This is a genomic window from Neisseria weixii (assembly GCF_002327085.1).
GTDB lineage: Bacteria > Pseudomonadota > Gammaproteobacteria > Burkholderiales > Neisseriaceae > Neisseria > Neisseria weixii.
Genome location: NZ_CP023429.1, coordinates 1,287,540 through 1,306,178, shown reverse-complemented (window position 1 = coordinate 1,306,178; position 18,639 = coordinate 1,287,540). Strand labels below are relative to the sequence as shown.

The 18,639-nt window shown below is 49.1% G+C and carries 19 protein-coding genes and 4 pseudogenes; 18 read left to right on the top strand and 5 right to left on the bottom strand.

Annotated elements, in window-relative coordinates; translation table 11 throughout:
- The first annotated feature begins 80 nt into the window (after nucleotides 1-80).
- The 4 genes from CGZ65_RS13295 to CGZ65_RS13285 all read left to right on the top strand — a co-directional run bounded on the left by CGZ65_RS13295 (nucleotide 81) and on the right by CGZ65_RS13285 (nucleotide 2,454).
- Nucleotides 81-614 (top strand): hypothetical protein, encoded by a 534-nt coding sequence (locus tag CGZ65_RS13295; RefSeq protein ID WP_198345240.1) that lies wholly within the window; start codon nucleotides 81-83, stop codon nucleotides 612-614.
- Nucleotides 615-679: 65 nt separating this feature from the next.
- The gene (locus tag CGZ65_RS06680; protein ID WP_096295303.1) at nucleotides 680-1,732 is read left to right on the top strand and encodes an NADP(H)-dependent aldo-keto reductase; all 1,053 of its coding nucleotides are present in this window, start codon (nucleotides 680-682) and stop codon (nucleotides 1,730-1,732) included.
- Between the two features lie 276 nt (nucleotides 1,733-2,008).
- Nucleotides 2,009-2,245: a MarR family transcriptional regulator gene (locus CGZ65_RS13290; protein WP_198345239.1), complete on the top strand. Its 237-nt coding sequence runs from the start codon at nucleotides 2,009-2,011 to the stop codon at nucleotides 2,243-2,245.
- A 32-nt stretch (nucleotides 2,246-2,277) separates the two neighbouring features.
- Nucleotides 2,278-2,454 carry a hypothetical protein gene (locus tag CGZ65_RS13285; protein ID WP_198345238.1) on the top strand — a complete coding sequence of 59 codons (177 nt, stop codon included), beginning with the start codon at nucleotides 2,278-2,280 and terminating at the stop codon, nucleotides 2,452-2,454.
- A gap of 98 nt (nucleotides 2,455-2,552) precedes the next feature.
- Here CGZ65_RS13285 and ppx read toward each other — a convergent pair whose 3' ends face one another.
- On the bottom strand, nucleotides 2,553-4,061 hold the full coding sequence (gene ppx, locus CGZ65_RS06670) for an exopolyphosphatase (protein WP_096295302.1): 1,509 nt from the start codon (nucleotides 4,059-4,061) through the stop codon (nucleotides 2,553-2,555).
- A 208-nt stretch (nucleotides 4,062-4,269) separates the two neighbouring features.
- Between ppx and CGZ65_RS06665 the strand changes: the two genes are divergently transcribed.
- The 5 genes and pseudogenes from CGZ65_RS06665 to CGZ65_RS06645 all read left to right on the top strand — a co-directional run bounded on the left by CGZ65_RS06665 (nucleotide 4,270) and on the right by CGZ65_RS06645 (nucleotide 8,397).
- A complete protein-coding gene (locus CGZ65_RS06665; RefSeq protein ID WP_096295301.1) occupies nucleotides 4,270-4,902 on the top strand; it encodes a lytic transglycosylase domain-containing protein in 633 nt (210 codons plus the stop codon).
- Nucleotides 4,903-5,043: 141 nt separating this feature from the next.
- Nucleotides 5,044-6,425: pseudogene (locus tag CGZ65_RS06660) on the top strand (MFS transporter).
- Between the two features lies 1 nt (nucleotide 6,426).
- Nucleotides 6,427-6,978 carry a single-stranded DNA-binding protein gene (locus CGZ65_RS06655; protein WP_096295300.1) on the top strand — a complete coding sequence of 184 codons (552 nt, stop codon included), beginning with the start codon at nucleotides 6,427-6,429 and terminating at the stop codon, nucleotides 6,976-6,978.
- A gap of 270 nt (nucleotides 6,979-7,248) precedes the next feature.
- Nucleotides 7,249-7,725 (top strand): transcription elongation factor GreA, encoded by a 477-nt coding sequence (gene greA, locus CGZ65_RS06650; RefSeq protein ID WP_096295299.1) that lies wholly within the window; start codon nucleotides 7,249-7,251, stop codon nucleotides 7,723-7,725.
- A 228-nt stretch (nucleotides 7,726-7,953) separates the two neighbouring features.
- Nucleotides 7,954-8,397: a DUF4149 domain-containing protein gene (locus CGZ65_RS06645; protein ID WP_096295298.1), complete on the top strand. Its 444-nt coding sequence runs from the start codon at nucleotides 7,954-7,956 to the stop codon at nucleotides 8,395-8,397.
- Nucleotides 8,398-8,476: 79 nt separating this feature from the next.
- On the opposite strand, the gene yhbY is transcribed toward CGZ65_RS06645, so the two are convergent.
- On the bottom strand, nucleotides 8,477-8,761 hold the full coding sequence (yhbY, locus tag CGZ65_RS06640) for a ribosome assembly RNA-binding protein YhbY (protein WP_096295297.1): 285 nt from the start codon (nucleotides 8,759-8,761) through the stop codon (nucleotides 8,477-8,479).
- 111 nt (nucleotides 8,762-8,872) lie between these two features.
- Between yhbY and CGZ65_RS06635 the strand changes: the two are divergent.
- From CGZ65_RS06635 to CGZ65_RS14040, 9 genes and pseudogenes are all read left to right on the top strand, one after another.
- A pseudogene (locus CGZ65_RS06635) lies at nucleotides 8,873-9,492 on the top strand (RlmE family RNA methyltransferase).
- Nucleotides 9,493-9,556: 64 nt separating this feature from the next.
- Nucleotides 9,557-11,536 carry an ATP-dependent zinc metalloprotease FtsH gene (gene ftsH / locus CGZ65_RS06630; protein WP_232507388.1) on the top strand — a complete coding sequence of 660 codons (1,980 nt, stop codon included), beginning with the start codon at nucleotides 9,557-9,559 and terminating at the stop codon, nucleotides 11,534-11,536.
- A 162-nt stretch (nucleotides 11,537-11,698) separates the two neighbouring features.
- Entirely contained in the window at nucleotides 11,699-12,130 is a 432-nt protein-coding gene (locus CGZ65_RS06625; RefSeq protein ID WP_096295295.1) for a type II toxin-antitoxin system RatA family toxin, read from the top strand.
- Complete coding sequence (locus CGZ65_RS06620; RefSeq protein WP_096295294.1) at nucleotides 12,123-12,401, top strand: RnfH family protein; 279 nt, start codon at nucleotides 12,123-12,125, stop codon at nucleotides 12,399-12,401. Before CGZ65_RS06625 ends, CGZ65_RS06620 begins: the two co-directional genes overlap by 8 nt.
- 69 nt (nucleotides 12,402-12,470) lie before the next feature.
- On the top strand, nucleotides 12,471-13,049 hold the full coding sequence (pth, locus tag CGZ65_RS06615) for an aminoacyl-tRNA hydrolase (protein ID WP_096295293.1): 579 nt from the start codon (nucleotides 12,471-12,473) through the stop codon (nucleotides 13,047-13,049).
- Nucleotides 13,050-13,074: 25 nt separating this feature from the next.
- Complete coding sequence (locus CGZ65_RS06610) at nucleotides 13,075-13,299, top strand: dioxygenase (protein WP_096295292.1); 225 nt, start codon at nucleotides 13,075-13,077, stop codon at nucleotides 13,297-13,299.
- On the top strand, nucleotides 13,280-13,660 hold the full coding sequence (locus CGZ65_RS06605) for a VanZ family protein (protein WP_096295291.1): 381 nt from the start codon (nucleotides 13,280-13,282) through the stop codon (nucleotides 13,658-13,660). Before CGZ65_RS06610 ends, CGZ65_RS06605 begins: the two co-directional genes overlap by 20 nt.
- A gap of 77 nt (nucleotides 13,661-13,737) precedes the next feature.
- Nucleotides 13,738-14,652, top strand: a pseudogene (locus tag CGZ65_RS06600) (aminopeptidase P N-terminal domain-containing protein); the annotation flags it as partial.
- A 128-nt stretch (nucleotides 14,653-14,780) separates the two neighbouring features.
- Nucleotides 14,781-15,050, top strand: coding sequence for a M24 family metallopeptidase (locus CGZ65_RS14040; protein ID WP_232507387.1), 270 nt, complete (start codon nucleotides 14,781-14,783; stop codon nucleotides 15,048-15,050).
- A 278-nt stretch (nucleotides 15,051-15,328) separates the two neighbouring features.
- On the opposite strand, the gene CGZ65_RS14035 is transcribed toward CGZ65_RS14040, so the two are convergent.
- The 3 genes and pseudogenes from CGZ65_RS14035 to CGZ65_RS06585 all read right to left on the bottom strand — a co-directional run bounded on the left by CGZ65_RS14035 (nucleotide 15,329) and on the right by CGZ65_RS06585 (nucleotide 18,524).
- Entirely contained in the window at nucleotides 15,329-15,571 is a 243-nt protein-coding gene (locus CGZ65_RS14035) for an SGNH/GDSL hydrolase family protein (protein WP_232507386.1), read from the bottom strand.
- A gap of 376 nt (nucleotides 15,572-15,947) precedes the next feature.
- Complete coding sequence (locus CGZ65_RS06590; protein ID WP_096295290.1) at nucleotides 15,948-16,259, bottom strand: hypothetical protein; 312 nt, start codon at nucleotides 16,257-16,259, stop codon at nucleotides 15,948-15,950.
- A gap of 97 nt (nucleotides 16,260-16,356) precedes the next feature.
- Nucleotides 16,357-18,524: pseudogene (locus tag CGZ65_RS06585) on the bottom strand (heavy metal translocating P-type ATPase).
- Nucleotides 18,525-18,639: the final 115 nt, after the last annotated feature.

Here is an 18,639-nt window from a genome sequence, read left to right as displayed (position 1 = left end):
GGCTTGGTGGGTATCAAAACCATTACAGGGTGGCTATAATAACATTTTCCGAATCATTCCGAATCGTTAGGATAAAAATCATGCAGAAATACGCCTTATTGTTATTGCCACTGCTGCTGGCGGCCTGTGGCGGCCAGCCTGATAAACCGGCCGATGAAGCCCAAGCCGGTGTGCCGCCGAAGCCTGTGTTTAAAGTGAAATATATTGATGAAGCTGCGATTAACGGTTTAGCATTGGGGGCAGCTCAATCGGGTAAAACGGTTGACGGCAAGCCCAACGCGGTTTACCCGATTGACGGTATGAGTGATGGCAATCAAGTCGGACTCGTCGGCGAGCGCAGCAACGATTTGGAGATGATTCGCGGCAAATGTATGGAAACCGATGGCGGTAAAAACATCGGCTGGCCCAAAGGCGGAATTTGCCATACTTTATTCGCCAAGCTGGTGGACAATGTGGCGGAAGACAGCGCAAAGCTGACCGATTATCTGATTGGTCATGCCGGTTTGAAATCATATTCCGAAAACAAATCAGGCTATGCTGCCGTACAAACCGGCCGCTATATTTTGGAAGCCGACAGCGATGGTGCATTTTTCTTCCGCCGCCGCAATTATTAATTTATTTTTCAGACGGCCTTAAAGTCAATGATCAGGCCGTCTGAAAACATTTTGAAAGGAGTCTTATGGAACAGCGCAAACTCGGACGCACCGGCATTGAAGTGAGCAAAATCTGTTTGGGTACCATGACATGGGGCGAGCAAAACACCGAGCAAGAAGCCCATGAGCAGCTGGATTACGCTTTGGCCAACGGCGTGAATTTCATCGATACGGCGGAAATGTATCCCGTACCGCCGGGTAAGGAAACGTATGCCACCACCGAGCGTTATATCGGTTCATGGATCAAAGCACGCGGCAAGCGCGATGATTTTGTGTTGGCCAGTAAAATTGCCGGTCCGACCGGCGCCAACCGTTTGGGAAGCTATATCCGCAACGGCAATGATTTTTCGCGCGCACAAATTTTGGAAGCCTGCGATGCCGGTTTGCAGCGCTTGAACACCGATTACCTGGATTTGTACCAATTGCATTGGCCGGAGCGCAAGGTGAATTTCTTTGGCAAATTGGGCGTGGCCGACTTGCCGGATAACGAAGCGTTTACCCCGATTGAAGAAATCGTCGACGCTTTGGGCGAATTGGTGAAGCAAGGCAAAATCCGCGCCTTCGGTTTGTCGAACGAAACGCCGTGGGGCACCATGCGCTATCTCAACCGACACGAGCAAAACGCTGATTTGCCGCGGGTGGCTTCGGTACAAAATCCGTATAACCTGCTCAACCGCAGCTACGAAGTGGGCTTGAGCGAAATTTCATTGCGCGAAGACATTCCGCTGCTGGCTTACTCACCACTAGCGTTTGGCGTGTTGACCGGAAAATACCGCCACGGCGCGAAACCCGAAGGCAGCCGCTTGGCCTTGTTTGAACGTTTCCAACGCTACACCAAGCCGAAAGCGGAAGAAGCGGTCGAACGTTACGCCAAAATCGCCGGAGATGCAGGTTTGACGCTGACGCAGTTGTCTTTGGCGTTTGTGACGCAGCAAGCATTTGTCGGCAGTAACATCATCGGCGCGACCACAATGGAACAATTATGCGAAAACATCGCCACAGCTGAGGTGGTGTTGGGCGAAGATGTATTGAATGCGATTAATGGCGTACATGCGGAAATAAGCAATCCTTGCCCTTAAGTATTAAGCAATGTCGCAAGGCCGCCTGAAAACAAATTAGGTTTTCAGACGGCCGAGACCGTTGCAAAACTTCGGATTTGAGTACGGTTCGAAGTTAGGGCAGCACAGAAAGCGCAGGCATCATGAAGACAGGCAAGCTTTCGAGCAGCGAATAACGGAGAAATGTGCCAAAGATGAAGATTTTGCAAGATCCCGGTCTTGATTACGTTAATATGAGAATGGCAGGCCGTCTGAAAATAATCGGAAAATAAATAGAATCATCACAAAGGAGAAATCATGGCATACCTGACTTACCGGTTAGTGCAAATCAGTTCGGCGGCGATTAAAGCGGCCGATGTTTATTATCATGATGCCGTCGGCTTGAAAATCCGTGAATTGCGTGTTTTGCGTTTGCTCCACGACATGCCCGGCAGTACGCCGACGGAGCTGCTGGAAAATTTGGAGTTGGATAAAACGCTGTTGTCTAAAAATTTGGCTGCGTTGGAGCAGCGCGGTCTGATACCCGCACGGTAGATGAGCGCGATAACCGCCGCCAATGTCTGCATTTGAGTAAACGCGGCGAAGAAGTATGGTTGGTGGCGGAAACCATCGGCCACAATTTGGAAAAAGAAATGTTTGCCGATTTATCCGATGAAGAGTGGATGCAATTGCAAAACCTGCTTGAGCGGGTATTGGAATCGTTTAATAAATGGCAGAAAAGTCATTCTAGAATGAAAATATAAAAAAGCCGTCTGAAATTCAGACGGCTTTGATTCTTTCAAACTTGAAAATGTACTGCTTTAAGCCAAATTTTACAAAGGTCTCGACTTGCTTATTTGATTTACAAAGTTTGCACATCAAAAGGTTGGTTGATTTTGTTCCATTGCTGGCTTTCGTATTCCAATGCCGAAGCAATCAAAGGATGCTTATCGAGCCAATCGGCACTGATGCGCAGCAAGACGCTTTGCTTGTCTTTATTGGTGCGGAACTGAAGTTGGTTCGGTAATTCGAGCGGCAGGCGTGCGCGGCAGAAGAGTGCGGCCAAGCGCAGCGATAAAATGGCGTACCACAGCATTTGATCGTCGCCGACAATGTCGGCCATTTTTTTCAAATCACCACGATGGCCGAGCACCAATTTCGACAAGATGATTTGTTCTTTGCGCGAAAAACCGGGCATATCGGCGTATTCCAAAATATAGGCCGAATGCTTGTGGTAGCCGGTGTGCGCGATGTCCAAACCGATTTCGTGCAGCAAACCGGCCCAGCACAGGAATTGCTTCCAATTGGCCAAATCCTGCACCGGCACATTCAGCGCCAAACACATATTTTCCATAAACGCTTGCGCCGTTTCCGATACGCGCTTGGCTTGGTTTTGGCTGACATGGTAGCGTTTTTGGAATTCGGCCGTGGTTTGGTCGCGCATATCGGCGTTTAATTTACGGCCGATGAAATCGTAGAACACGCCATCGCGCAATGCCGCTTCGGTAACCATCATTTTTATGATTTCCAGCTCCTCAAAAGCAGCCATCATCACGGCCAAACCGCCGGCGAATACTTCGGCGCGTTCAGGTTTCAAATCGTTCAACTTGGCTTTTTTCACCGAGCCGGCATCGATGATGCGGTCGGCAAGCTTTTTCATGCCTTCGTAAGTGATGTCGGATTCTTGCGGATATTCGGCAGCCAACACGTCACGGATGGATTTGGCCGAACCGGAAGTGCCGACGGCGAAATCCCAGCCGGTACGCTTCATTATTTTGCTGATGCGCTGGATTTCGTTGCGTGCGGCGGAAATGGCGGCTTGGAAATCTTTGGCAGTGATTTTGTTTTGGAAAAAACGCATGCTGTAGGTGACACAGCCTAATGCCAAACTTTCGGTGTTGGTCGGTTTCAGGTCTGATCCAATGATAAATTCAGTCGAACCGCCACCGATGTCGATAACCAACATGCGGTCGCCATTGGGCGGCAGGGTGTGCACCACACCGGTGTAAATCAAACGCGCTTCTTCGCGGCCGGCAATCACTTCAATCGGAAAGCCCAAGGCGGCTTCGGCTTTCGGGATAAATTGGGCGATGTTTTTGGCTACGCGGAAGGTGTTGGTGGCCACCACACGTACTTGCTCGGGCGGGAAACCTTGCAGACGCTCACCGAATTTGGCTAAGCATTCTAAGGCGCGCTCTTGCGATTCTTCGCTGAGGATTTTCTGCTCGTCCAAACCGGCGGCAAAGCGCACCATTTGTTTAAAAGAATCAATTACTTTCAGTTGGCCATTGTTGTTCTCACAGATTTGCAGGCGGAAGCTGTTGGAACCTAAGTCCACAGAAGCAAGAAGATTTGAGCTGGGAGCTGTCATAGGAGAGTGAATAGGGTGGGTGTGGAATGAAGACATTATGTTACATGGTGCAAAAAATACTGTCATCCCCTAATGTGGATATCCTTTGATTCAATGCAAAGATACTCATATAATAGGCCGTCTGAAAAAATAAACCGGAGATTCAGACGGCCTGTTAAAAGGTGCAAATCCTATATTCATAACATCTTTAAACACAATACGTTAGCTTATGGAAAAAACTGCTCATCTGATTGTCGAACCCTCTTTGTCACGCCGCCGCTTGCTGGTTGCGGGCGGCGCGTTGCTTTTTAGCCCTGCTTTGGCCGTTGCCGGTGCGCAACGGGAAGAAACTTTGTCGGATGACGTGGCTTCGGTGATGCGCGGCTCGATTAATAATGTCAACCCGGCACGTTTGATATTTGCTAATGCAGCTGAGGGCGAGCGCTGGCTGCAAACCATGTCGTCACGCATGGCCAGATTTGTGCCCGATGGCGTAGAACGCCGCCGTTTACTCATTAATATCCACTACGAAGCCAGCCGGGCCGGATTGGATCCGCAAGTGGTATTGGGCTTGATTGAAGTGGAAAGCGCATTTCGCCAATATGCCATCAGCGGCGTGGGCGCGCGCGGTTTGATGCAGGTCATGCCGTTTTGGAAAAACTATATCGGCAAACCTTCACACAATCTTTTCGACATCCGCACCAATCTTCGCTACGGTTGCACCATTTTGCGCCACTACAATAATGTGGAAAAAGGCAATTTGACGCGTGCTTTGGCGCGGTTTAACGGCAGCTTGGGCAGCAACAAATATCCCAATGCCGTTTTGGGTGCGTGGCGCAACCGCTGGCAATGGCATGGCTGATGGATTTCACATACGAAATCAGGCGGCTGCGATAAAGCAAATGCAAAGAAATTTGAATCCTGTATAATCTTTCCGTTAACGACAACGACTTTTTAGGTTTCAGACGGCCTGATGCTTCATGAGGCCGTCTGAAAAATAATGATGGCTAGAGATAACCGCATACAAATGTTTCCACACGAATGGCGTGCCAGTACGACGCTTTCGGGTGTTTATGCGCTGCGCATGCTGGGCATGTTTTTGGTGCTGCCAGTGTTGGCTTTGTATGCGGCAACCTTGCCCGGTGCAGAAAACAACAAAGCCTTAATCGGCTTGGCGATGGGCATCTACGGCTTGACGCAGGCATTATTGCAATTGCCGATGGGTATGGCCTCGGATAAGTTTGGCCGCAAAAAAGTGATTTACATCGGCCTGATTATCTTTGCTGCCGGCAGTTTCATGGCTGCAGTGGCCGATTCTTTACCCATGCTGGTGGTGGCACGCGCTTTGCAGGGGGCGGGTGCGGTGAGTGCAGCGGTGACGGCTTTATTGGCCGACTTGACGCGAGATGAAGTGCGCACCCGTGCTATGGCGATGATCGGTTTGAGCATCGGTTTGACTTTCTCTGTGAGCCTGGTGCTGGCACCGATGATGGCAGCCTGGGTTGGCGTGCAGGGTTTGTTTGCCCTGACCGGTGTGCTGACAGTAAGCAGCATAGGCGTGGTGGCATGGATGACGCCTAATCCCAAGCAGTCCCGCGTACACGATGATGCGCAGGCACAGCCGGCTCGGGTGGCCGAAGTATTGAAAACCGCCAATTATTAAGTTTGGATTTCGGCATTTTCGCGCTGCACGTGGCGCAAATGGCGCTGTTTACTACCTTGCCGTTTGCCATGGAGGCATTGGGCTTGCATAAAACCCAACATTGGAAAGTGTATCTGCCGGCGACCATCATCGGTTTGGTATTGATGGTGCCTCTTATTATCGTGGGTGAAACACGCAATAAACTGAAACAAGTGTTTATTTTTGGTATTGCGTGTATCGCTTCGGCACAAATCGCTTTGATGTTCGGCTTGAGCTCCATTTGGCTCATTACGGCGTTTATGATTATTTATTTTATCGGTTTTAATGTGTTGGAAGCCAGTCTGCCGTCGATGGTGTCGAAAATCGCGCCGTCGGATTTGAAGGGTACGGCAATGGGAGTATACAATACCATGCAATCCATCGGCCTGTTTGCCGGCGGTATGGTTGGCGGGGTCTTGTTTCAGCATTACGGCTTCAACGGCGTGTTTGCCTTTTGCAGCGCGTTGATGTTGCTATGGTTGCTGGTTGCTTGGGTGTCACCTGCGCCCAAGCCTGTGAAGAATATTGCTTATGCGGTACAGCCGCAATGGCAGGGGCGAACCGACGCGCTTTACCATGCGCTGACCGGATTATCCGGTGTGGAAGCAGTGACGTTCAGCCAAGACAAACAAACCGTTTATATTAAAGCGCTGCAAAAAGGTTTCGACCTGCCGGCAGTGGAAAAAATCATTTCAGGAGATTGATATGTCATTGAATAAAGTCATCCTTATCGGCCGCTTGGGACGCGATCCGGAAGTCCGTTACATGCCCAACGGTGAGGCGGTGTGCAACTTCAGCGTGGCCACCAGTGAAACCTGGAACGACCGTAACGGCCAGCGCCAAGAACGTACCGAATGGCACAACATCACCATGTACCGCCGCTTGGCTGAAATTGCCGGCCAGTATCTGCGCAAAGGCAGCCAAGTGTATTTGGAGGGCCGCATTCAAAGCCGCAAATACCAAGGCAAAGACGGCATTGAGCGCACTGCTTACGACATCATCGCCAGCGAAATGAAAATGCTGGGTAGCCGAAATGACAATTCAGGCGGCGTACCTTATGATGACGGAGGCTATGATCAAGGCGGCTATCAAGGTTCTCAAGGCGGTTACCAACAATCTGCACCGCAGCACTCTTACCAATCTGCTCCGGCTCATCAGCAAGAAGCACCAAGCGCGCCACCGGCTGCACAGGCACGCCGCGCGCCAACTGCACCGGCTGCTCCGGTTGACGATATTGACGACGATATTCCGTTTTAATGATTGGCACAAGCAGACAGCCCGACAAGATCGATTCAATTTGTTTCAGACGGCCTGTGCTTGTGTGACCAATAAGCCACGAATCACCTTGAAATCCCTTTTTAGCATTGCGGTTTTCAGGTTTGGTGGTACAATAACACTATTCAATTTTTACGAACAAGCCGCCGAACACAGGCGGCTTGTATTTTTATTTTGCGCCCGCGGTCTGACCGACCGTGGGCGTGACACCATCAATGAAGAAACGTATAAACGCTTTGCGGAGAACATACCATGCAAAAAATTCCATTGACCGTGCGCGGTGCAGAATTATTGAAACAAGAATTACAATACTTGAAAAGCGTTGCCCGTCCGGAAGTGATTGAAGCGATTGCCGAAGCGCGTTCGCACGGTGATTTGTCGGAAAACGCGGAATACGAAGCCGCCAAAGAACGTCAAGGTTTCATCGAAGGCCGTATTTCCGAATTGGAAAACAAACTTTCTTTGGCACACATCATCAACCCGGCTGAAATCCATGCCGAAGGCAAAATCGTGTTCGGCAGCACCGTGACTTTGGAAGATTTGGAAACCGAAGAGCAGGTTACCTACCAAATCGTCGGTGAAGATGAAGCCGATATTAAAGAGCGCAAAATTTACGTCGGTTCGCCGATTGCCCGTGCTTTAATCGGCAAAGAAGAGGGTGATATAGCAGAAGTACAGGCGCCGGGCGGTGTGCGCGAATACGATATTATTTCGGTGCAATATATTTAATTAATCAAAGATTCGATTACGGATTATCAGGCCGTCTGAAAGGATTTGTTTTCAGACGGCCTGAGACCTTTGGAAATCCTCAGGTTTGAGTGCTGTTCGAAGTTATAATAGTGCAGAAAGTGAAGATATATCAATCGGATAGGCAAGCTTTCGAGTAGTGCATAACGAAGAAATGCGCTAAAAATAGAGATTTTGCAAAGGTCTTGGTCTGAATCAAAGGAGGGCAGTATGAATAAATCGGTTGTTGCGTTAGCCGGCATATGGCTGGGCATGCAAATGATGGCGGGCTATATCGCTGCGCCGGTGTTGTTTGAAATTTTGCCTAAATTACAGGCCGGTGCGATTGCGGGAGAGTTGTTTAATGTGGTGTCTTGCACGGGTTTGGTGGTTTGGGCGCTGGTGTATTTTGCCGGTAAACGTGTAGCAGCGGCGCACAATATACGCTCGATAAACGGCAAGTTGATTGCAGCATTGTGGCTCGGTTTGGCTGTCAATCAATTTTTGGTCACGCCGGTGATTGAAGCGCATAAAACCCAAACTACCAATTGGCTGCTTAGCTTAACTGGCGGTTCATTCGGTATGTGGCACGGTATTTCCAGTTTGATTTATATGATTTGCGCGATTTTGGCATTGGTGCTGATTTGGCGGATTTCTGCTCTTGAATGGAAATGAATTAATGAATTGGAAAATCAAAAGGCCGTCTGAAAATCATTTTTTCAGACGGCCTTTATAATGCAATTGTTTAATCGGCTTACATTTCTAAGTTTTTACGCCATAAAACCAATAATTTGCCAATGTGTTGCACCAATTGTGCGTCCACTGCTTCGCACAATGCATTGCAGATTTCTACGCGCTCTTGACGGTCGTCACCCAATACGCGCACTTTAATCAATTCGTGGGCGGTGAGCGCGGCATCGGTTTCTTTGATTACAGATTCTGTCAAACCGTGTTGGCCGATCATCACCACCGGATTCAGGTGATGCGCGCGGGCTTTGAGTTCCAAAATTTCTTTGGTGCTTAATTTATCGTCAGACATGTTTGTATTGCTTAAATTAAAAAATAATAATCTGATATTGTACGCGATTTAACGGCGGGCTGCGAGAAAATAACGTACAATAGCGCCATTCAATTTTCACATTCACACACTATGGCAGTACGTTCCAAATCCTCCAAAGCATGGCTCAACGAACATGTGAACGACCATTATGTCCACATGGCACAAAAAGACGGCTATCGTGCGCGTGCAGCTTATAAGCTTTTGGAAATCAATGAAAAAGACAAGCTCATTAAGCCGGGCACGATTTTGGCTGATTTAGGCAGCGCACCGGGCAGTTGGTCGCAGGTGGCGGCCAAATTAGTTGGTAAAAACGGCCAGGTATTTGCTTTGGATATTTTGCCGATGGATGAAATCGACGGTGTTTCATTTATTCAGGGGGATTTTCGCGAGGACGATGTGTTGGCGCAATTTGAGTCGCTGTTGGATAATCGCCCCTTAGACCTTGTAATTTGCGATATGGCACCCAATATGTCGGGTAATGCCGTGACCGATCAGGCCAAGAGCTTTTATTTATGCGAATTGGCTTTGGATTTTGCTGTCAACCATTTGAAAACAGGCGGTGATTTTTGGTTAAAGTATTTCAGGGCACAGGCTATCAGGAATATCTGGCGGCCATGCGGGAAATTTTTGCCGTGGTGCAAACGCGCAAGCCTGAGGCTTCCCGCAATCGTTCCAGTGAGATTTATTTATTGGGCAAAAATAAACGCTGACAATATGGGCAGCGTGCATTAAAATCGTTTCTTTCGTTTACCTTTATATATGGAGCCTGATTCAGTGGGGAATACCATTAAACATGTATTGGTCTGGTTGGTGCTGGGTGTCTGCCTTATGGCGGCATTCAATGCCATTAATGACAAGCAGGAAAATAAACAACAAATCGAATATTCGCAGTTTATCCAACAGGTAAACAACGGTGAAGTGACCAGCGTGAATATCGAAGGTTCGGTCGTGAGCGGTTATCTGATCAAAGGTGAGCGCGCCGATAAAACTTCGTTTTTCACTAATGCGCCGCTTGACGATAAGCTGATTCAGACTTTATTGGATAAAGATGTCCGCGTCAAAGTGACACCTGAAGAAAAACCGAGCATGCTCGGCAGCTTGTTCTTCAGCCTGTTGCCGGTATTGCTGTTGATCGGTGCATGGTTCTACTTCATGCGTATGCAAAGCGGTGGCGGTGGTAAAGGCGGTGCGTTTTCATTCGGTAAGAGCCGCGCCAAATTGTTGGATAAAGATGCCAACAAAGTGACTTTTGCTGATGTGGCCGGTTGCGATGAAGCCAAAGAAGAAGTTCAGGAAATTGTTGATTACCTCAAAGCGCCAACCCGCTATCAAAGCTTGGGTGGCCGTGTGCCGCGCGGTATTTTGCTGGCCGGTAGTCCGGGTACAGGTAAAACCTTGCTGGCCAAAGCAATTGCCGGTGAGGCAGGTGTGCCGTTCTTCAGCATTTCCGGTTCGGATTTCGTGGAAATGTTCGTCGGTGTCGGTGCCAGCCGTGTGCGCGATATGTTTGAACAAGCCAAGAAAAATTCGCCTTGCATCATCTTTATTGATGAGATTGATGCCGTAGGTCGCCAGCGTGGTGCCGGTTTGGGTGGTGGTAACGATGAACGCGAACAAACTTTGAACCAGTTGCTGGTTGAGATGGATGGCTTTGAAAGCAATCAAACCGTGATTGTGATTGCCGCAACCAACCGTCCGGACGTATTGGACCCTGCTTTGCAGCGCCCGGGTCGTTTCGACCGTCAAGTCGTGGTGCCGTTGCCGGATATCCGTGGCCGCGAGCAGATTTTGAAAGTGCATGCTAAAAAAGTGCCTTTGGATGAGTCGGTTGATTTGACTTCATTGGCGCGCGGTACCCCGGGTTTCTCCGGTGCCGATTTGGCCAACTTAGTGAACGAAGCAGCTTTGTTTGCCGGTCGCCGCAATAAAATCAAAGTCGATCAAAGCGATTTTGAAGATGCCAAAGACAAAATCTACATGGGTCCTGAGCGCCGCTCAATGGTGATGCATGAAGATGAAAAACGTGCGACGGCTTACCATGAATCGGGTCATGCCATTGTTGCCGAGAGCTTGGATTTCACCGATCCGGTGCATAAAGTCACCATTATGCCGCGCGGCCGAGCCTTGGGCTTGACTTGGCAGTTGCCGGAACGCGACCGCATCAGCATGTATAAAGACCAAATGCTGAGCCAAATCGCGATTCTGTTTGGTGGTCGTATTGCCGAAGATATTTTTGTCGGCCGTATTTCTACCGGCGCTTCCAATGACTTCGAGCGCGCTACGCAAATTGCCCGCGAAATGGTTACCCGCTACGGCATGAGCGATAAAATGGGTGTAATGGTTTATGCAGAAAATGAAGGTGAAGTGTTCTTGGGCCGCAGCGTGACCCGTTCGCAAAACATTTCCGAGAAAACCCAGCAAGATGTGGATGCCGAAATCCGCCGTATTTTGGATGAGCAATACGCCGTGGCCTATAAAATCTTGGATGAGAACCGAGATAAAATGGAAACCATGTGTAAAGCACTGATGGATTGGGAAACCATCGATCGCGATCAGGTATTGGAAATCATGGCAGGCGAGCAGCCTAGTCCGCCAAAAGATTACAGCCACAATTTGCGTAAAGATGAGTCTGAAGAAGAAAAAGGCGAGCCGGAGCAGGTGATGGTGATTACGCCTGAAGGTCCGCAAACCGAAGTGCAAAATGTGAAACCTGAGCATTCTTCCAGTAATGATTCGGGTGTGAGCAAGCCATAACCGGTATATGAAACGGCAGCGTCAACGCTGCCGTTTTTTTCATATCCGAAACAATCGAGGCGAAGTAAAAATAACATAAATATTGAAGATTATTCCTTCAGGCCGTCTGAAAAGACCGGCAAATTCGTTTATAATGGTACTTTTGCTAAGCTTAATTCCACCATGAAAACAGTAGAAAAAAGCGTGTTGGTGTTACACAGCGCCAAGCAGATGTTTGAGTTGGTTGACCGGGTGGAGGATTATCCGAAATTCCTGCCGTGGTACAGCAAAACCGAAATCATCGGGCGCACCGATACCGAATTGAAAGCGCGCCTGTTTATGGACTATATGGGCGTTCGTCAATCGTTTGCCACGCATAATCACAATGTTCCCGGTCAAGAAATCAAAATGGATTTGTTGGAAGGGCCGTTTAAAACCCTGCGCGGGACATGGCGGTTTGTTGATTTGGGTGATGATATGTGCCAAATTGAATTCAAATTAGAATACGAATTCAACAGTTCGATTTTATCGGCGATGATTTCGCCGGTATTTAATCATCTGTCCGGCACCTTGGTGGACGCATTTGTTAAAGAGGCTGACCGCCGCTATGCTTAACATTGAAATCGTGTACGGCTTGCCCGACAAGCAAGTGCTGAAAACCATGCGGGTAGCCAAGGGCTCCACCATTCGTCAAGCTGTCTTGCAAAGCGGTTTGGAAAAGGAGTTTCCCGATTTGGATTTGCATTCGGCCAAGCTCGGCATTTTCGGGAAACTGACCAAAGACGATACCCTATTGCGCGATAAAGACCGCATTGAAGTGTATCGACCTTTGTCGATTGATCCGAAAGAAGCGCGAAGACAGCGTGTACAAAATCAGGAAGATTGAAGTTTGAGGCCGTCTGAACCATTCAATTTCAGACGGCCTTCGTAAGAAACACACACCAACGAGAAAATTATGTCTACCCCAATCAAAATGATCGTCGGTCTGGGTAACCCCGGTAAAGAATATGAAGCAACCCGTCACAATGTCGGCTTTTGGCTGCTGGATGAATTGGCGTGGCAATGGAAGGCGACGTTTAAAGAGGAGAAAAAATTCTTCGGGGAAGTGGCGCGGGTGAGCCGTTCGGAAGGTGATGTTTGGCTGATTAAGCCGATGATGTTTATGAACCGTTCCGGTCAGGCGGTGGCGGCCTTGGCACAGTTTTACAAGATTGAACCCGAAGAAATTCTGGTGGTGCACGATGAACTCGACATCGAATGCGGCCGCATTAAATTCAAGCTCGGCGGTGGTAATGGCGGCCACAACGGCTTGAAAGACATTCAAGCCCGATTGGGTACGCCGAATTTCTACCGCCTGCGTCTGGGCATTGATCATCCGGGCGATAAGGCGTTGGTGCCGGCTTACGTGTTGAACAAACCGAGCGCCGAACACCGCCAGCTGATTGAAGATTCAGTCAATAAATCCATCAAAGGCATACCGCTGCTGACTGCGGGTGAATTTGAAGAAGCTCAGCGTTTTTTACACAGTCGATAACCCTATATTTCAGACGGCCTAAACCATGAGAGAATTGATTGATTTGATTGAAACCGAAAGCGTTGGCACAGTCGAAGAAACGCTTGATTTTTTATTATATGAGTGCAGCTTGGATGATGCCCCAAGCCGAGAAGAAGTGGTGCAATGGTGTGATTTGCTAAACGGGCGCGGTGGTAAATTCGTGCGCTTGGCCAAAATCTGCCAAATATGGCTGGACGAAGAGGGTGAAAATGACCTTGCCGCGCAATAAATTTACCACATTGGCCGCGCTTTGGTTTGCCGCGATCATTTATTCACTGCTGTTTCGTGAATCAACAGGCGGTGTGCCACCGTTTCCGAATTTCGATAAAGTGGCGCATTTTGCTTTGTTTTTCGCACAATTTTGGCTGCTGGCCAAAGCATATATGACCGATAAACGGCCGATTCCGTATCGAGGCCTGATGATTTTTGCTGTGGTGTTTGCCGCAGCCAGTGAGTGTGGACAGGCAATGTTTACGCAAACACGCGAAGGCTCGTTTTGGGATGCGGTCGCTGATGTGTGCGGCGCAGCGGCAGCTTTGTGGTTTGCCCGAAAAATCAAGCAGGCCCAAACTTTGAAATCACCTGATTAGTCTTTGATTGTAAATCATATTAATAATAATGAGGCCGTCTGAAGGGCTTTAAAAATTTCAGACGGCCTTAAGGAAACATGATGAACAATACTCCGTTTATCCAACGCCGCCAGCTCGTGCTGCAACAAATCGGCAGCGAAGGCGTGGCGGTTTTGTTTGCTTCGCCGGAACAACGCCGCAGCAACGATACTGAATTCCCGTTCCGTCAAGACAGCTATTTTCATTACCTGACCGGATTTGACGAGCCGCAAGCGGTGTTGTTGTTGGATGGTGCGACGCAAAAAAGCATTTTGTTTTGTCGCGAAAAAGATGCTTTAAGCGAAATTTGGCATGGTTTCAGATATGGGCCTGAAGCGGCGCTGGAAGTTTTCGGTTTTGATGAAGCCTATGCCAACAGCGAATGGCCGGCGAAACTAACCCAAGCACTGCTGAATAAAAAGAGCCTGTATGCCTTGTGGGGCTTATATCCCGAACACGATAAGGAAGTGATGGCCAACTGGCACAGCGTGCAGCAAAGTGCCGGCCGCCGTATTCAAACCAATACTTATGCACCGGAAAATTTGGCCGATTTGGCGACGCTATTGGACGGTATGCGGCTGATCAAAGACGAACATGAAATTGCACTCTTGAAAAAAGCAGGTGAAATCAGCGCATTGGCGCATATCCGAGCCATGCAGAAAACACGCCCGGGTATGAATGAGCTGCAAATCGAAGCGGAAATCCTGTACGAATTCATGTGTCATGGTGCGCGCTTTCCGTCTTACAACAGCATTGTGGCAGGAGGTAAAAACGCGTGCTGCCTGCACTATGTTGACAACAAAGATGCGTTGCAAGACGGTGATTTGCTGCTGATTGATGCCGGTGCCGAATACGCTTTTTACGCCGGCGACATCACGCGTACTTTTCCGGTAAACGGTAAATTTACCGCGGCGCAAAAAGACATTTACGAAGTCGTGTTGACCGCCAATGAAGCGGCTATTGCCGCCGTGAAACCGAATGTCGATTGGCGTGAGATTCACCTGATTGCGTTGAAAATTTTGGTACAAGGCTTGATTGATCAAAATTATTGCGCGGCACGGTTGACGGCAACATTGAATCGCAAGCCTATCAGCGCTTCTACATGCACGGCTTGGGTCATTGGGTCGGCTTGGATGTGCATGATGTCGGCAAGCGCTGGCATGATGGCAAGCCTTTATTGCTGCGGCCGGGCATGTGCAGCACCATCGAGCCGGGCTTATATATTGCCGCGGCCGATGATATTCCTGAAGCCTTCCACAATACTGGTATCCGCATTGAAGACAATGTGTTGGTAACCGAAAGCGGTTGTGAAAATTACACTGTGTTGGCACCGAAAAGGGTGGCGGATATTGAAGAAGTGATGCGCGAGTAGGTCGAAACCTTTACAAAACTCCTTCAAAAGCTAGCACACAAAAAACCGACGTCATTCCCGCGCAGGCGGGAATCCATTTTAAATCATGGTAAACAGTTGAATAAAATAGGTTTCTTGGATGGTGCGATGGATTCCCGCCTGCGCGGGAATGACGGCTTTAGGGTTTTATTGGTGGTTCTTGAGGTTTTGCACGTATCTCAGACCATCCGAAATTGAATACCGCGGAAAAGGCCGTCTGAAGCATTAAGTTTCAGACGGCCTCATTTTGATTAATTCATTTACAAAATCATTTTCCGAATCGATTCAGCTACCGCATTGCCTAATATTTCATTGCCAAATTCATTGAAATGCAGCCCGTCGCAGACAGTCAGCGCGGTTAAGTCCTGTACAAACATCAACCCATATAAATCATTAATGGCAAAACCGAATTCATGTGCCAAGTCTTGGGCTATTTGGTTATAGGTTTGAACATCTTTCAGATAGCGGCGCGATGATTTGGTGACATTGTGTACGCTTTGCAAAAAAGGTGTGCTTGCCCAATAATTTGTGCCCCGGCTTGCCGCAAGCGGCTAAAAATGTGTCGCAGATTGGCTTGGTAGGTTTGGAGATTGGTTAAGGGCTTGTGGCTTCCGACATTGTAGCGGATGTCGTGCAGACCGCAGTTTAGGTGAATAATATCCCCGGCCTGTGCGCCTTGCGTCCATTGTTCGATATGCCGCAACACATCATGTGATGAGCGGCAATTGTTGACCGGTGAGAGAACAGCGACATCGGGTAGGGCAGCTTGCACCGTAGCTTCATAGCCCAGTCGGATTGAGTCGCCAATAAGATAAACCGTCATGTTTCCCCCTGCTGTTAAGGCCGTCTGAAATAATTAACATTATAATATTAATTATTTCAGACGGCCTTAACATGGGTTAAATCACCAGGCCGGGTTTTGTAAAGCTTATTTGGCTTGATGATTTGACGATAAAAATCAATTAATTGTTTGGCTTGCAACATGGGCAGACCAAAGCGGTCGGCCACGGCTTTTAAATCTTTGATTTCTACGCCGGTAAGGTTTTTGCTGATCCATTCAAATGTATCCGGTTTGCTTTTGATGTGTTCCAAATAAGCCTGTTTGCGTTTCCAATTGCGCGACCATACCAATAATACGGTAAAAATCAACAACGCAATTAAAAAGATATTCATTGCGGCCATCATTTCCATGGTCGGGTTTCCATCAAAAATAAAAGCGATTATAAACGAAAAAAGGCCGTCTGATACACACAGTGTTCAGACGGCTTCCGACCTTTTGGATACGGCATCAGTCAATTTTCACGTGTTTCAAACGTAAAGCACTGGTTAATACCGATACCGAGCTCATTGCCATGGCCGCACCGGCAATCACCGGGCTGAGAAAACCCAAAGCGGCCAGCGGATGCCGAGAATATTGTAGAAAAAGGCGAAAAACAGGTTTTGCTTGATGTTCTTCAAAGTGGCGCGGGAAATGAGCAGGGCATCGACCAATTGGTTAACCGAATACTGCATCAGCGTGGCCGAAGCGGTGTGTTCGGCCACATCGGCGCCGCCTTTCATGGCAAAGCTGACATTAGCGGCAGTCAAAGCAGGGGCATCGTTGATACCGTCGCCGACCATGGCGACAACTTTGCCTTCGTCTTTGAGTTTTTGCACCGCCGCCGCTTTATCGCGCGGACTCATGTTGCCGAACGCGTGTTCAATGTCCAGTTGCGTGGCGATGTATTCGACGGTATTTTGATTGTCGCCACTCATCACATACACCTCGATATCATGTGCTTTCAGACGGCGTATTGCTTCGGCGGTGTCGCTTTTCAGTGCATCAGCTAAGGCGAATGCGCCGACAGGGCGGTCGTCAACCGATACCGCTACCAGGCTGGCAATTGGCCATACGCCGTCTAAATCAGCCGGTAAGGTCAAATTGGCGTAATTGGTTTTGCCGACTTTCACCAAGCCCAAACCGCTGATTTTTGCGGAAATGCCGGCGCCGACTACCGTTTGTGCCTGACTGGTTGGCGGTAAATCCAAATTGCGCGCTAAGGCAGCCGAAACAATCGCGTTGGCAAGCGGATGAGTCGCATTTTGCTCGACGGCAGCGGCGATGCGGAACAAATCATCTTCGTCAAAACCGCTATCCAGCATCAGATAAACCGCCGCCACTTGCGGTCGGCCTTCGGTGAGCGTGCCGGTTTTGTCGAACACCACGGCGTTGACATGTGCCGATTCCTCCATCGAGGCGGCATCTTTAAACCAAATGCCGTGTTTCACCGCTTTGCCCATGCCGACCATAATCGCTGCCGGTGTGGCCAAACCCAGTGCGCAGGGGCAGGCAATCACCAACACGGCCACCGCATGCATCAAGCCGGCCTGCCAATCGCCTTTTAGGCTCCATGTGAGCGCGAACGTAAGCAGCGAAATGCCGACCACCACCGGCACAAACACCGCCGCTACTTTATCGGCCATGCGCGAAATCGGCGCTTTGCTGCCTTGCGCCTCGGAAAGCGCGTTCATCATGTCGCCCAGTAAAGTGTGGCTGCCTAATTGCGTAGCGCGGTAAATCAAGCTGCCGTCGGTGACCAGCGCACCGGCCAAAACCTTGCTGCCTTGTTGTTTCATTTCGGGATTGGATTCACCGGTCAGGTGGCTTTCGTCTGTCCAGCCGCTGCCGCTTTCGACCACGCCGTCAGCGGCAATGCGCTCCCCATGGTTGGCGCGCAGCATATCGCCGGTCTGCACTTGGTCTAAAGACAATGAGTGCCATGTCCCGTTGCGCTGAACATTCACTTTGCTTGGCGTGAGTTTCAGCATCAGCGATAAGCTGTTGAGGCTGGATTTTTTGGTACGATGTTCCAAAAATTTACCCAGCGACACAAAGCCGATTACCATCACGCCCGCTTCAAAATACACATGCGCCATGCCGTCGTGCCCCATGCCGCGGTGTTGGAACATCATATACACCGAATAAAGATAAATCGACACCGTGCCGGTGGTGACCAGCACATCCATGTTGGCCAAGCCGCCCTTAATCGAAGCCCATGCGCTTTTGTAGAACGGAATCGCGAGCCAAAGCTGCACAATGCTGGCTAAGGCAAATTGCCACATGACAGGCATCATCCAATCGTGGCGGCCAATCATCATGCCTGACATGCCGATGAGGAACGGGGCATTAATGGCCAGCAACAGCCACAAACGCCATCCGATATGCACTGGTTCGCCGCTGTCGGCTTTAGGCAGCGTATCAGTTTTTTGTTGCGCGCCGAAACCGGTTTTTTCGATGATTCGCGTGATGTCGGCTATTGAACTGCGGCTGTCGTCAAAGACGACCTGCGCTTCTTCGCTGGCAAAATTCACACCCGCGCTTTCGATAAAGTCTTTTTTGTTCAATACTTTCTCAATGCGTGAGGCGCAAGCTTGGCAGGTCATGCCTTCGATTTGGAAACGGACTTTTTGTTTCATTTTCGTTGTCCAGTTAATGACGAGATATAGAAAGCTTAAACCTTAATGATGGGTTAAAGTCAAGCATTCCCAAAGATAAAGGCCGTCTGAAAATCCTGTTTTCAGACGGCCTTGA

Bases quoted from the DNA above. Each gene is read 5' to 3' on its own strand.
- CGZ65_RS13295 (WP_198345240.1), top strand. From the start codon at position 81: ATGCAGAAATACGCCTTATTGTTATTGCCACTGCTGCTGGCGGCCTGT.
- yhbY (WP_096295297.1), bottom strand. From the start codon at position 8,761: ATGTCTGACGATAAATTAAGCACCAAAGAAATTTTGGAACTCAAAGCC.
- CGZ65_RS06610 (WP_096295292.1), top strand. From the start codon at position 13,075: ATGAGAGAATTGATTGATTTGATTGAAACCGAAAGCGTTGGCACAGTC.
- ppx (WP_096295302.1), bottom strand. From the start codon at position 4,061: ATGACAGCTCCCAGCTCAAATCTTCTTGCTTCTGTGGACTTAGGTTCC.
- CGZ65_RS06625 (WP_096295295.1), top strand. From the start codon at position 11,699: ATGAAAACAGTAGAAAAAAGCGTGTTGGTGTTACACAGCGCCAAGCAG.
- CGZ65_RS06605 (WP_096295291.1), top strand. From the start codon at position 13,280: ATGACCTTGCCGCGCAATAAATTTACCACATTGGCCGCGCTTTGGTTT.
- CGZ65_RS14040 (WP_232507387.1), top strand. From the start codon at position 14,781: ATGCACGGCTTGGGTCATTGGGTCGGCTTGGATGTGCATGATGTCGGC.
- CGZ65_RS06665 (WP_096295301.1), top strand. From the start codon at position 4,270: ATGGAAAAAACTGCTCATCTGATTGTCGAACCCTCTTTGTCACGCCGC.
- pth (WP_096295293.1), top strand. From the start codon at position 12,471: ATGTCTACCCCAATCAAAATGATCGTCGGTCTGGGTAACCCCGGTAAA.
- greA (WP_096295299.1), top strand. From the start codon at position 7,249: ATGCAAAAAATTCCATTGACCGTGCGCGGTGCAGAATTATTGAAACAA.
- CGZ65_RS06645 (WP_096295298.1), top strand. From the start codon at position 7,954: ATGAATAAATCGGTTGTTGCGTTAGCCGGCATATGGCTGGGCATGCAA.
- CGZ65_RS13290 (WP_198345239.1), top strand. From the start codon at position 2,009: ATGGCATACCTGACTTACCGGTTAGTGCAAATCAGTTCGGCGGCGATT.
- CGZ65_RS06590 (WP_096295290.1), bottom strand. From the start codon at position 16,259: ATGGAAATGATGGCCGCAATGAATATCTTTTTAATTGCGTTGTTGATT.
- CGZ65_RS06680 (WP_096295303.1), top strand. From the start codon at position 680: ATGGAACAGCGCAAACTCGGACGCACCGGCATTGAAGTGAGCAAAATC.
- CGZ65_RS06620 (WP_096295294.1), top strand. From the start codon at position 12,123: ATGCTTAACATTGAAATCGTGTACGGCTTGCCCGACAAGCAAGTGCTG.
- CGZ65_RS06655 (WP_096295300.1), top strand. From the start codon at position 6,427: ATGTCATTGAATAAAGTCATCCTTATCGGCCGCTTGGGACGCGATCCG.